This window comes from Halalkalibaculum sp. DA384 (genome assembly GCF_043951955.1).
Taxonomy (GTDB): Bacteria; Bacteroidota; Rhodothermia; order Balneolales; family Balneolaceae; genus JAMQKA01.
In genome coordinates this window covers 1-13,356 of sequence record NZ_JBINJE010000054.1, presented here as the reverse complement: position 1 = coordinate 13,356, position 13,356 = coordinate 1, and the positions used below count along the sequence as shown (strand labels likewise).

Annotated in this window: 14 protein-coding genes and 1 pseudogene; 2 read left to right on the top strand and 13 right to left on the bottom strand. The window is 39.7% G+C overall.

Annotation, left to right across the window (positions count from 1 at the left end; translation table 11 throughout):
• Window positions 1-127: 127 nt before the first annotated feature.
• The 13 genes from ACG2E4_RS17705 to ACG2E4_RS17645 form a co-directional block, all read right to left on the bottom strand.
• Window positions 128-811, bottom strand: a complete 684-nt coding sequence (locus ACG2E4_RS17705; protein ID WP_395277418.1) for a glycine zipper family protein — start codon at window positions 809-811, stop codon at window positions 128-130.
• 2 nt (window positions 812-813) lie between these two features.
• Window positions 814-1,095, bottom strand: coding sequence for a helix-turn-helix domain-containing protein (locus ACG2E4_RS17700; protein WP_395277417.1), 282 nt, complete (start codon window positions 1,093-1,095; stop codon window positions 814-816).
• 183 nt (window positions 1,096-1,278) lie between these two features.
• On the bottom strand, window positions 1,279-1,614 hold the full coding sequence (locus ACG2E4_RS17695; RefSeq protein WP_395277416.1) for a hypothetical protein: 336 nt from the start codon (window positions 1,612-1,614) through the stop codon (window positions 1,279-1,281).
• On the bottom strand, window positions 1,607-4,021 hold the full coding sequence (locus ACG2E4_RS17690; RefSeq protein ID WP_395277415.1) for a hypothetical protein: 2,415 nt from the start codon (window positions 4,019-4,021) through the stop codon (window positions 1,607-1,609). The genes ACG2E4_RS17695 and ACG2E4_RS17690 overlap by 8 nt, the downstream gene beginning before the upstream one ends.
• A 52-nt stretch (window positions 4,022-4,073) precedes the next feature.
• Window positions 4,074-4,586, bottom strand: a complete 513-nt coding sequence (locus ACG2E4_RS17685) for a hypothetical protein (RefSeq protein WP_395277414.1) — start codon at window positions 4,584-4,586, stop codon at window positions 4,074-4,076.
• Between the two features lie 627 nt (window positions 4,587-5,213).
• Window positions 5,214-5,522, bottom strand: coding sequence for a hypothetical protein (locus tag ACG2E4_RS17680; RefSeq protein WP_395277413.1), 309 nt, complete (start codon window positions 5,520-5,522; stop codon window positions 5,214-5,216).
• 73 nt (window positions 5,523-5,595) lie between these two features.
• Window positions 5,596-6,648: a BamA/TamA family outer membrane protein gene (locus ACG2E4_RS17675; protein WP_395277412.1), complete on the bottom strand. Its 1,053-nt coding sequence runs from the start codon at window positions 6,646-6,648 to the stop codon at window positions 5,596-5,598.
• 56 nt (window positions 6,649-6,704) lie between these two features.
• Window positions 6,705-7,733: an alpha/beta fold hydrolase gene (locus tag ACG2E4_RS17670; RefSeq protein ID WP_395277411.1), complete on the bottom strand. Its 1,029-nt coding sequence runs from the start codon at window positions 7,731-7,733 to the stop codon at window positions 6,705-6,707.
• The gene (locus ACG2E4_RS17665; RefSeq protein ID WP_395277410.1) at window positions 7,730-9,265 is read right to left on the bottom strand and encodes a serine hydrolase domain-containing protein; all 1,536 of its coding nucleotides are present in this window, start codon (window positions 9,263-9,265) and stop codon (window positions 7,730-7,732) included. Before ACG2E4_RS17665 ends, ACG2E4_RS17670 begins: the two co-directional genes overlap by 4 nt.
• Window positions 9,243-10,361: a DUF6544 family protein gene (locus ACG2E4_RS17660; RefSeq protein WP_395277409.1), complete on the bottom strand. Its 1,119-nt coding sequence runs from the start codon at window positions 10,359-10,361 to the stop codon at window positions 9,243-9,245. The genes ACG2E4_RS17665 and ACG2E4_RS17660 overlap by 23 nt, the downstream gene beginning before the upstream one ends.
• Window positions 10,354-11,349, bottom strand: coding sequence for an Acg family FMN-binding oxidoreductase (locus tag ACG2E4_RS17655; protein WP_395277408.1), 996 nt, complete (start codon window positions 11,347-11,349; stop codon window positions 10,354-10,356). Before ACG2E4_RS17655 ends, ACG2E4_RS17660 begins: the two co-directional genes overlap by 8 nt.
• Window positions 11,333-11,785 carry a hypothetical protein gene (locus ACG2E4_RS17650; RefSeq protein ID WP_395277407.1) on the bottom strand — a complete coding sequence of 151 codons (453 nt, stop codon included), beginning with the start codon at window positions 11,783-11,785 and terminating at the stop codon, window positions 11,333-11,335. The genes ACG2E4_RS17655 and ACG2E4_RS17650 overlap by 17 nt, the downstream gene beginning before the upstream one ends.
• Window positions 11,772-11,987, bottom strand: coding sequence for a hypothetical protein (locus ACG2E4_RS17645; RefSeq protein ID WP_395277406.1), 216 nt, complete (start codon window positions 11,985-11,987; stop codon window positions 11,772-11,774). The genes ACG2E4_RS17650 and ACG2E4_RS17645 overlap by 14 nt, the downstream gene beginning before the upstream one ends.
• A gap of 412 nt (window positions 11,988-12,399) precedes the next feature.
• Here ACG2E4_RS17645 and ACG2E4_RS17640 point away from each other — a divergent pair, with 412 nt between their 5' ends.
• Window positions 12,400-13,071: a hypothetical protein gene (locus ACG2E4_RS17640; RefSeq protein ID WP_395277405.1), complete on the top strand. Its 672-nt coding sequence runs from the start codon at window positions 12,400-12,402 to the stop codon at window positions 13,069-13,071.
• A gap of 10 nt (window positions 13,072-13,081) precedes the next feature.
• Window positions 13,082-13,356, top strand: a pseudogene (locus ACG2E4_RS17635) (hypothetical protein); the annotation flags it as partial.

Below are 13,356 nucleotides of genomic sequence, written 5' to 3'. Positions count from 1 at the left end.
CCGGCGATCACCTACCTAAACTGGCACAATGACCTCCGAAACGGATGGCACAACATGGCCGAAATGGGTGGCACAATGATCTCCGAAATAGCCACTAATAATAAAATGTCATATGAAGCTAAATTCTTTAATTAGGCAAAAAGCCTGATTGGGTAGAAAGGTCTGAGTAGCTCTTTAGTAAATTGTAGCTATTAGTTGATGGAGTTAATGCGGGTTGGCTACTCAAACTATTATTAGGATTGGAATACTTATACATATAAAGAGCTATTCCAAATCCGGCCATAGCCCCAATGCCTGCTCCAGTAGAATTATTAGAAACAGCATGCCCGGTAATTGCACCCAGCATGGCTATGATAGCTCCGATAACGGCGCGACTTTGCGGCGTGTCTTGATCAAGTGCTTTTTTTAGTACCAAGGGTAGGGTAACCATTCCTGCGGGGCGGACATAGTCTTCTCCTTCCGGCAAGAGGGAATAGTTGTTAATGATCTGTTCCGGTTTATTTGATCTGTTTTTACCCTTATTAGGGCTAATAGTTAACTGATTAGGTGTTTTATCTACGGGATTTTGTCTTTTTTCTTGTAATTGATATTCTCGGGCGACTAAAAATTCAGGAACTTCATATCCTTTAATGCGACCAGTATCTGTCTCAACGGCCCATTCATATACAGGATATCCCCCGCAATTGTATCTCTTTTTAACAGCTTCAGAAAGAGAAGGGGCTGCAACATCTAACACTTCGGCTAATTGTTTTCCATTCAAAAATATATAATTGTCTGTAGGAGAGGTATTATTAGTAGATTGGGTTTCCATAGTTATTCATCTTGGTTAAATAAATAGGCTAATAAGGCAACAATACCTCCGGTAAGAAGGGCACTTTTCAGTCCATTTATGAATTTTTGTTTTTGTTGTTCCCCCTCAACTGCATCTAATCTTTTTCTAAGCTGGATCATTGTAGCTAGAGCAAAATCATTCGGCTGGGCCGTCCCTCGTTCCCATTTAAGAACAGCTTGTGCGGTAACGCCAAAATAGCGACCAAATTTGGCTAAACTCCACCCTAATCGTTCTCGTAATTGGTTGATTTCTTGTGGTTCCATATAGATAGAACATACGAAAAATTTCGATAAAAATCATCTTAGTTGTTAACTAAGTTAATAAATTAGCCTAAATTAGGCCTAATTAGGCTAATTAGGGTACAAATTAGAACCAAATAACGATATTAAAACTTACGAGCTAAAGTGTTATCGGGTGGTCGTTACAAAGTAATACTTCAGATATCTTTAGAATGGTAAATCGTTCTTATCTACTTCATTTATTTCAATTACATCTGAGCTTTCATCCTCATCTTTTATTTCCTCAGAGATCGCTTGATTATACTTTTCATAAATATCTTCAATTGTACTAATAATTATATTTAATTTATCGTCCTGGATCTCATCGGGAGTAATACAATTTATCTCCACTTCCTTATCTACACACTTTGTAAGTGCTATCACGAGTTCGGTAAAGTCTACATCATCAGTGTAATCTATTGATAGTTGATCTTCGCTTACTCCACTCACAATTAAGCTTTTAGTGGTTTCATCAATCTTAATATGACTATCAATACTATCCATCTTCAGAGTCCCTCATAATTTTATTTATGTTATACTTCTTAGCTCGCATGTCAAAAATATACTCACCACCATCCAATATACTGCAAACCTCTTGCTGTGAATATGGATTTTCTAAAACTGCCTGTTCATAACTGATTTTTTTATTCTTGTTTCTTGCAATAATTATATTTTCAGCATCCCCATATACTACAATAGACGGGTTGTGGGTTACCAGAAATATTTGCTTACTGAACTTAATATCCCTAATAAGTTTAACAAGCTTATCAGAGATAAATTTATTTCCCAAATTATCTTCCGGTTGATCAATAAAAATAATCTTAGACTTCGGGTTTTTTAGTAATATTTCTAAATATTTTTCCGAGTTATAACCGGGACTATTATTTTTTGATGTTTCCCCATTCCCATATGATAAATAATCTCTGGGATTGTTTAATGCTTCGATTATTACTTCAAGTTCTTTGTATATTTTCTTTTTCAAGTTTCCCGGGGATGTTTCTGTATAGTTCTTTATTCCCTTAGAATCCTTAGCTACCCCTAAAAGATTTATATAGAGACTTCTCTGATAGTCAAAGTCATTAATACCATCTCCTATTAACTTCTTTAAATCTTTTTCTTCTAAGTGGCCAACTTCGAGATTTAAGTCTACTTGGTTATTGATAGTGATAGATTTATCTATTTCATAATCAAAGTCTTCAAGCTTTGTTGTTCTGTACTTTAAACTTTTAGACTGCCTAAACCTTTTATAAATATCTTTTTTAAGGCTCTTAAGGCTTTCCTGAGACTCTTTTTTTTGTTGAGCCTCAAAGCTTAAATCATTGTTAACCTCCTGGAGACAAGACTCTACCGAATCCCAGAACTTTATTTTTTGGACATTCTTTTTACTTTTTTCAATAGCTAATTCTTCTTTCTCTTGTAGTAAGGATATAAAGTTCTGGATAAGTTCTTCTTCATCTTCGTTGAAATCAAAAAGCTTTTGTTTCGAAAAGCTCTCAGTATCCTCGATTATTCTTTGAACGATTTTTTTGTTCTCAGAAATATCTTTTTTTAAGTCAAATTCATTCCTGATTTCTTCTAAATCACAATTAAACACATAGTTTTCACTTAGAATGTGATCTAAGGTAGTAGAGTGCAAAACATATTTATTCTGCGAATTTGGTAAGTATTCACTATAGCTATCAACTAATTTATTGATATGAAATTCTAACTCTTGCCTTCGTTCAGTGAACGCATCTTTTAAGCTAGTGTATTCACTTTTCTTATCTGCTTCTTTAGCAAGTTCAGAGAGTTTATTTTCCTCGAAATACCTAACTATATCCCCTTGTCTTAAATAAATGATATCTTCTCGGGGTATTGAAGCAGTATCCTTAAAATTGGAATCTTTTGAGGTTTTAAGTAAGGCACTATTGTAATCAAACTTATCATATTTATTTCGATCTGCCTGAATACAGTCTATTTTGTCACCAATTAATGACATTAAAAGGCTTTTACCGCTTGACCTACCTCCAATAATTACATTTAAGTGCGGGCTAAAAGAAATTGAAGAGTTTGGCAGGAAATTATCGCCTTCAATTTTAAACTTATCTAAAAAATTATAGGTTGATTTTATATCGTTGAGCTCTGAAGAAGACTTTATTCTTGAACCTGGATCGATGAATGCAAGCCTTAATGTCTCATAGTTTTTCCCCCCTTTGACATAGTAGAAATTATGCATTCGACCTTGGACACCTTTTCCAGCACATGGGTATTTCCCAATATTATGGTTATCCGAGAATTCTATATAGGCATGATCATTTTTGTTACGAAACCTTTCCTCCAATACGTTATTAAATCCGTCATTATAGATTTGGATATTCTTTTCAGGTACTTTTTCAAAGGCACTTTGCATTAAAAGTACCATCTTTTGTGCATCCTCAATATTCCCTTGATAACTATTAACTATACTTTTTGTGTTTCCAGCATGTGGAATAAAGAAAAAGTCATCTTCAGGAAAGATTTTAACTATTTCATCTATTGTTAATACCCTTTTAGTTTTTTCCAGTCCCTTGGATTTATACTCTTCTTCAAGTCGAGAAGAGACATCCTTGGCACTTTCTATATCTGAATAGTTGAAAATGAGTAAAGAATGATAGGTTTTTTGCTTCCCAGAATTGTTCACCAAAATATCTAATTCTACCCCTACTAATAATAATGGATCCTTTGATCCATCATATTTTGCATAATACTCTCTATAAGCTTCTAAATTTATGATGTTATGGTCTGTAAGTGAGAATATTGATACATCATTTTCAATCAATTTCTTTTTTAAAACATCTACTGAGAAGTTCCCTTTATAGTCATTTATTTTAGTTTTTTTACTCCAATTAGTGTGTATGTGTAAGTCTAATTTATGCCATTTTGAATAACTCATTAAGCTCTCTTTTAATGTTGATAAACATCTTCTCAATAATTAAAAACTTTTCTTAAGCTTTCTTCGAATTTACCTGGTCTAAAAAAGCATGTTCATGTTGAAAATTATTATTAGTAATTAAAATCATGTCGATGTTGTGAATCAAATATTTGTCAACCGTGAGTCTCATGCTTTCTGAAAAAGACTTGAACCCATTTATAGGTATGGTTGATTCATCTCTCAAAACATCTCTGACATCAAATTTAGTTATTGAAGAATCTGTGCAGTTTAGAAAAGCGATATTTGGGGTAAAATGAATAAGGTTTTTATAGTTTAATTTTAGCTGTTTACCTGATTTTTTTAGCTTAGAAAAGAGTTTATTAAAAATTTTCCGGGGCTTAACTTGCCCCTCTTCCATTATTGATTGCAATTGCTTGAACTCACAGTATGCTTTAAAGGAATTACCTTTTCTTATATAAAAATCAGGCATTTTAAATCCTTTTGGTGGCTGTCCATCATCATTGATTTCAACAATAAAACCAAGATCTTCGAGATACTCTTTAGCGCCTTTTTCAGATTCATTCATTTAAGTATATGGTTCTGAGTAATTTGTATTCTAACTATTTGAATCATACTGAATAGAAAGAAGAAAATTAATTACTGAGTGCAATTAATAAACCAGCAATACAGGGTAAACTGATTCTTATTCTGATACTTTTTCGAACAAAAATCCCATCTGTTAATTTTTAATTGATTCTTAAATTTTTATTAGACGGGGTATCCTGTTACCCAAATGTTACCCAAATTTGTTTTATCTTTTCTTATTCGGACTATTTTTTAAAAATAAAAAAGCCCATAACTCATTGTGAGTCATGGGCTTATAGAGAGTACGCCCGGAAGGATTCGAACCCTCAGCCTTCTGATCCGAAGTCAGATTGATATATGGCTTTATGATTCATAGAGGTTGTTTTTGGGATGCAATGTTACATCATATGCAACAACTGTAAGTAAACCTGTGAAAACTATTCACAGGAGGTATTCGCCTTCCTTATCCAACGCCAGTACGAGATATAGGTGTGTGCAAAATGAACTGCACCTTAGTTCTTGACCGATTCAATCTTTTCGACAGGAAGCCAGTCATCCATATCGCCATAATTACTTTTATCTATTGCGAAAGATTTTACTTCTTCAATTTTCCTCAATCCAATTAAAACTATATATCTTTTTCCAGCCCATTTTTTAAATTGTGTATCGGATAATTGAAGTTTGTCTTGATGTTTTTTACTAACGCCACTAATTCTTCTGTAGACATTTTGTCTGAATTAAAAACGCGTTCTACAATTCCTTTGGCTTTAACGACACCTTCAGCGTTGTTTCTTATCAAATATAACATATCGCCTTCATTTGACCTTCCATACGGAAGTTTTCTGCCGGTTGCACCACGAATAATCATGGTTTTACTCCCATTTAGTAATTTTTCCAGCTCATTTGCTTTTGTATCAAGGTAAACAACATGGTCCATTTTTTTCTCCGGTCTTATTTCAATTGGTTATAGGAGGGATGTATCAATAGTTTTAAGTAAAGTCTTCTCACAATCAAAACGCCTCTCCAAATTGCAGGTAAAACCCGGTGGACTCTTTGCTAAAACCAAAATCAATGCGCACGTTTGTTGGGTCGTCTTTATTGATATTAAAACGCAAGCCGGCGCCAGCCGTCCACTTATAGTTGTCTAGCGAAAAATGTTCGAAGTGGTTCCATACCTCCCCGGTAGCGGCAAAAACCGTGAAGCCGAACCTGCCGATGGCATGCTGTCGAAGTTCTGCCTGTATCTGAGTGGCATTTTGATCCCGGTACCTTCCGTTGTAATACCCGCGGTTAATCTGATCGCCACCCAAGGTTGCCATATCATTGAAAGGCGGGTTTCCCGAATGAAGCATAACCAGACTCTGCATTGCAAGTACCGTTCGGTTATCGCCTGACAATTCCAGGTATTTTCGAGCATCCAACTCATAGAGCGTATAGGATTCAGTACTGCCCAGCCAGTTCGGGTTTCCCATTATTGTGAATTGCACATAATGATTACGGGTAGGGGTCATGTTACTGTTTCGGCGATCCCAACGCGATATCCAACCAATCCCTGCCATTGTGCTCCCTCCGGCACCACTGACATTTGGTGGAGCTATTCGTTCTCCATCGCTATTTTCAAACGACACGTTATAAAGCTTAGACCAGCGTAGCTTGGGACCAACAAAGAATCCCGGCCCTATTTGCCGCAACAGGTTCTGTTCCAGATTCACCTGGGTATAGAGCATAGTGACCTCATCAGTCTCACTACTAGAGGGGCCCACTCCCCAGTAGCTTTCCGGAAAGTAATTGGCAAAATAGTTGCCGTTCAGCATCCAGCTTTCGCCCGGCAGAACAATATCAGGTAGTACGCTAAAGAGAATCTGATTCTTTACGGTATAGATCGCTGAGGTAAACACGCTTGAGGAGCGGGTTTCAGGGCCAGCTGCACCAATTTTAAACTGGGGAACAACCACTGCCCCAAACAGGAATCCCGTCTCAGGGCTTGATCCTATGGCCGGTAAAAAAAGAATTTTGCTCTTGTATTCAGGCAGAACAACCAAGGTACTGTCCTGTGCACTCAAAGTAGTAAGTGACAAAAATTGAAATGCGGTTAAAAGGAACGCTATGATGACGGATTTCATGGTACTGGACGCTCCGTTTGTTGTTTTACGCGAACCACTTCACGGTTGAACTTCTCCGGTTCTGCGATAAAAGGAGTATGGGCAGAATTTGTAAACCGCACCAGGTATTTCCCTTGGGGGGCTTGCAAAAAGTCATAATACTCGTTCACCAGCTGGTGCGGAGTATTATAATCTTTCACCCCAGTAAAAAAGTATACCGGTATGCCCAGTGAGTCGATTGAAGCGAACAGGTCAATATCTCTGGTCTCTTTACACATTGGCCCGCTACCCCTGTTTGCCCCTTTGAACCACCTTATATAATCGGTTAGAGTATATTCGCTGGCCCCAAGTGATTTCCACAGGAGATGGGCGAAGCCGGCATCCATGCCACCTCCATAGGTGTCCACCAGTTGAATAAAACGGACAAAACGCTCGTGCTCTTCAAAAGGTGGTCCGCCAAGTTCATCTAAAGCTTTTATCCCATCCTGGGAACCACTTTCCTGAACCTTTTCCTGAAGCCAACTCCATGAAATACTATCGGCTCTTGCAGGATCGACGACCTGCGATACCGATATAAAAGCCTCGTAATCATCAGGATATTCTTTGACAACATGGATACCGAGAAGTGTATCCCAGGAGTGTCCCAACAGATAAATTTGTTCTTGACCAAACCTCTTTTTCAGAAATCCCGTCAGCTCATGAGTATCTTCGATGAACCGATGAAGCGTCATCGTTTTTTCCCTGAATTCACTGGTATTGGACTTGCCTGCTCCACGTTGGTCCCAGTGCACCACAATAAATTCCTTTTCCAGCTCCTTGGTATAGGCATGATGGATCGGCATTTGTGCCGATCCCGGACCGCCATGAAGCCAGAGTAAAACAGGGTGATCGTTATTTTCGCCCCTGATTAAAAGCCATTGCTGCATTCCACCTATGTCAGTCGAAATTAATTCAGCCACAGCATTTTGGGCAGGTATTTTCTCCGTATTACCGGAACATCCTGCCAGCAATAATACAAGGAGATATGTGACTCCGGCTCTTTTCATGAGGAACCAAATGTTTTGGGCGCATAGTTGGGTCGTTGGTATCCAGGGAAGATGACTGAGAACAGCAGCGCGAAAGACAGAAAAAGTACTCCCCATCCTAACCAGGAAGCACCAACAGGAAAGATGGATGATATAAATAGATAATCTTGAGCAACCGACCACAAAAGAACAGAACTTAATGCAGCCCACAGAACAAATTCCAAAATACGATTCTTGGAATATGGATGCAGTGTCATTGACAGTCCGCGCCTATCTGTAATGACCCCACGCAATACTTTTCCCCCAACATAGAATGCAATTAGAAAAATAATTCCTGTAGCAACCCACAAAGCAACTACCAAGCTTGTTATTCGACTGAATTTAACCGTACCACCAATCCAACGAGACCAATCGCTTAAAACATGAGCAATAAGAGGCCAACTGCGCTGACTGTTGGAAAAAATCACAATACCATCACCTGTTTCTGGGATAACATGAAAGTGGGTCATCCAGCCATGTCCCTGCCCGCCGTGCCACACCGCCTTTTTGCCATCCGGTAACGTTTCAATAAAGTGACCAAAACCGTACCCGTCAGCTACAAAACCAAAGATGCCCGAGACGTTGATCTGTGATATGTGCATAGTTTGGATACTATCCTCACTCAAGATTTTAGACTGCCGTTTATTGCCGGGAGCCATCCCGGCAATCGCAAAACGAGCGATATCTTCAACCGTTGAAAACAAACCACCGGATGCCTTGTATGGATATACGTACGGAGGAACAGGATTGCCCTGTAGGTCGTATCCCATGGGCACTCTTGACGAAAACTCTTCATCCCAGTCAAAATTTGAATTATGCATGCCAAGCGGGATGAGTACCTCAATCACCATATAATCGTTAAAATCGCGTCCCGTCACCTCTTGGATTAACAATTCCAACAGGTTAAACCCGGGATTGGAGTATTCAAAGTTTGAACCCGGTTCATAGGTTAGCTGTACCTCTTTGTTAAGGTATTGCCTCAATGAGGGTTTCTGAATATTTGGCGAATATTCCTCACCAAGTGAGCCCAGTGGCAGCCCGGCACTATTGCTTAAGAGTCTTCGGATGGTTACCTCATTCAGGTTGTATTCCGATTCAGGCAGCGACCAACTGCGCAAATATTGCTGGACAGGATCATCCAGGTTTATCAGACCGCGTTCGACTAGCTTCATCACGCCCCAGGCGGTAACTGACTTTGAGATGGATTCTGTCCTGCAGACAGCGTCAATAGTCAGCTTCTTTTGCTGCTCAATATCAGCGTACCCATAGGCATCGGACCAAATTATATCCTCATTCTTAACAAGTGCTATAGCGGTACCGGGAATATCGTACGAATCCATTAATGACAAAACACGTGTATCCAATTGCTGGGTAAAAGTATCAACGGGTGCCCCTTGATCAATTGATTGATTTGAACATCCCCCACTTATTAAAAGGATGACAGAGAGTCCCAACAATTGATGGACTCTTGTACTCCACTTTTCGATCGGCCTATTTAAACCATTCCACTTCATCGTAGTTATAATTTATTTGCCTAAGACGTAATTTTGCGTAGATATGTTCTCCTTCAGGTTTGTGCCAAACCGCCTGCCCGTGAGATGCCAGTTTCCTTCCATCAAAATCTTGATAATCACCTATAGGTGTAGACCATTTGTAATTGACGAAACTTTTGCCATCGGCTGATTCAGATCGGTCTTCTGATGAAAAGTTGATTAACTCCCCATCCTCATTAAAAAATAGTGTGGCTTTAATTGTATTCCCTTGGTTTGTATATGTTGCGGTTACAGTAGTTGAGTCAATGCCCTGCCATTTTATATTCTTATCAATTAGTGCCGCAGGCGCCAGGAAACACATATCATTGAACAGGGTGACTGTTTCACTCCTGTTCATTTCCGGGCCTCGGGCGTTTACAACCTCAAATAGGGAGGCAATTTTTATCTGCATTGAAGCCGTTGATCCAACATACCTATGGAGCCCCTCTATGGGTATGCCGTACATCGAGGATTCCATAAAAAAGATTCTGGCAGGCTGATCAAAAAAGTTGTACTGAATGGCCGTCACATCGAGGTATTTTGAATCTGGTCTGGGCTTAAACTGACCTTGAAATACGGCCCGAAAGTTATAGACCTTTTCCTTGCCAATGGCACCGGTACACCTGAGGTACTTTTGTACGGGTGGAGGAAGATGGGCTATATCCTCCTCCCTCAGAAGGGCTTCATCAGTATCTTGATTTAGCCTTTTTTCAACCTCTGTTTTGAATTGATTTTGATAGCTGCCCGGTAAATGATCGGCAATAGAAATTATGATAGGTACTATGATGATAATATTAGCAATAGTGCCAAATTTGGCATCACTCCAGGAAAGAATAATGAGAATCTGGGACAGCGTTACGGCAATAGCTCCGATTTTCCACCACATCTGATTTTGGTTCAGATAAAAAACCAATACAAGAAGGAAAAGAATTGAAGACAGCAACCAAAGCATTCCCACAGGTTTGGATATTTCCTGCGTAAGCTGATCGATCTGGGCCAGGTTAAATACCTTTACAAATCCCAGAATATGGATCAATCCATGAAGTAAAATAACGAATGAAAACATGATTTTAGCCATGAGCTTCGACCTTTTTGTTTATTAGCACCTCATCCACACCTCTCCTTAGAGAATAGGGCATTGTTTCAGAATAGCCGAATCGAATTAATAAAAGTGGATGACTCGATCCCAGGTTGAATTTCTTGACAAGTTTTTCCCTAACTTCCAACTCTTCACAAGGCATATTTACATGAGCATGGCTGATGCCCAGCTTTGTCGCGGTAAGCCCAAACCGTTGAAAAGCTCTTCCCAGCCTAACCCAGTGAGTAATATCGTTTTGGGCTGCTGTGAATAGAGCAAATCCCGCTGTTGCATCGATAAGCTTCTTCCAGCGCCTGGCCTCGCTTTTTGCACTGACAAAATACTTCATCACAATGTTACCGATAAAGCGATTCATGTTGGGCAAGCCCATACTTTTAATCCACAGCCCATCACCTTTCTTCTCGGCTTCAGCCTTTGAAAACCGGAACCAGTTTACCAATTCCTTTACAAACTCCTTGTTCTGGAACTGCTTATTACTACCTTCGAGGATAAGTGGTTCCAAATCATTAATTTCACTTTCTCCGGTAAGAGTTATCAGTTCGACACCCTCAAATTCAAAGGAATTTTTGAGCTCATTTAAATCAGCTTTTGGTACTTTTTTATCGGAATATTCATTTCTGGTAGATTGCCGCTTATCGACATAATTCAGCAGCTCATCTTCCTGAATGGAGTCGACGGAAATAAAAGAAATTACAATAAATGATTTATTATCTTTGTCTTCTTTAATGGTAATACCGGACTGAAGTCCATATTTGGCAGCAGCTATTGCAATGTTTTCAACGGCACAGCCCAGGCTTATATAAAGAGCATGATTGTCACTGTCCACTACCGGTAACGCTCGACTGAAGTCAGGATGGATCTCGATTGCATTTTCTTCAATGGTGAAGTACCAGGGCTGGGTATTATGCCCAGAGGGTGCTTTTATCCCGTATTCGATTAGCTTTTTAAAATCAATTGTTGTTTTCATGATGAATAGGTTTTGATTGTAGTATTTTTCGTACAGCTGGTAGCTGGGCCAAAATCAATAATACGATTCCTACTATCCCATAGATAAGTTGCAAAGGGGGCTCGGTGTGGTATCCCACCATAACGATTTCTGTTCCTATCCAAATAATCAACGCTACCCCTACCAGTACAGCACCCAGCCATGACCTCTCTTTTCCACGTAACAAGCCATAAAAAACGATTGCCGGAAAGACGCCCAAAACAGCGAATAAGATTATTCCTGGGATCAGGTAGTCATTAAAAGGTGATCCTTCCAGCAGACTAAGGGGCATCTTAAGTATATCTCCTGTTGGATCCAGAACCAATGCTCCTCCACCATACAGGCCGCTCACCGCCTGGAAAAAGATTAAGAAGGTAAGGATGTAGAAACTGATGGATCTTGATTTAGGCATATTCATAATCAGGCTCCTTTATATAGTTAAAAATGAGGATCGTACAGCCAATGGAAATCAAACCAAAGAGCGACTCCTGCGACATGTGTTTATAAAGTCCTTTCCCGTAAACAGTCACCGTTTCAAGATCATAGGGACCGGGACCGCCGGTCGAAAAAATGCCCATCGATGCCGCGACAACTGCCAGAATAATTATTATCGAGGACAAAGCAGTTATGGATTTCCGGTATTTCATAGTGAATCAGTTTTTTGTATCCCTACAGGTACTTATTGATACAGAAAAGATTGTGCCAACTTGATATCCTCTCAATCAAGTTAATGGAACTCCATTTTTCGCATCCCACTATTGCAACCTTGCAATAATTACAAATGTAAATTCGCAATGTCGCATACGTTTACCTACAGTAGAAATAATATTAATTGATCCTGCATGTCATCCAATGGATATCTTTCCGATCTTTCATTTGGGGTACGTTAATTGCATTGATAAAAGTAGTACTGAGCTCTGGATTTTTCAGAGTAGTACAGAATGATTCTATTCTAAATAAGGACGCATCATGAAACGAATAATATCACTTTTATCAATTATCGCTTCTTAACACCCTTTTGGGAGGCTAATTATGAAACCACGAATCTCCCCATCGGTACGGTCATTGGGCTATTGGTCAGCAATATTTTCATCGGTATTTAGCATCGCCTACATCATAGCACAGTTAATGGAATGGATGGGGCTACTCGGATCACAGGGTGGACCGGAAGGTATGAGCACTCCGATGGGGCTTGTCTGGCTGCTCACTCCTTCATTGCTTCTGGGGGTCTCATTTGTGATCCTCATGGTTAGCATTCACTACTGTGCCTCCGAAAACGACAAGATCTGGAGCCACCTGGGACTTACATTTGCAACAGCCTATGCGGTCCTGATCGGCATTGTCTACTTTGTGCAGCTTACCCTGGTTGTACCACGACTCATGAGTGGAGATACACAAGATATTCAGCTGCTGATATTTACTCCTTTCGATTCATTTCTATATGCCGTAGACATACTGGGATATAGCTTTATGAGTCTGGCGACACTGTTCGCGTCCAGGGTATTTACCGGTGAGGGCTTGGGAAAAAAGGTCCGCTGGTTTCTCACTGCAAATGGAGTGCTTATACCGTTTCTCGTATTCCAGATGTACTATCATCCCCTGATCTTTATTGCCAGTTTATGGGCGATAACATTTCCGGGATCAACAATCTCGCTAGCCATCTTATTCAGGCGACAGAAAACCGTTTCGCCGGAAAGGATTTAATAATAAGACAATGAAAAAACTATACCTGATCATATTCTTAGCCATATGTACCGCCTGTGGCAGCGTAAGTAATCCGGAAACAGCTGTTAACCACCTTGACCCACGTCCCGGCGTATCCAGTACGCAGATCGACAGCATCTTTCAAACCCTTCGCTATTTCCCCAATCAAACCCAATGTTCAATCGCTTTTATTCATGACAGTACCGCCACTTTTTACGGGGCCGTGAGAACCAATGACACGCTGAAAACCATCGACAATAAAAGCAGCGTGTTTGAGATAGGTTC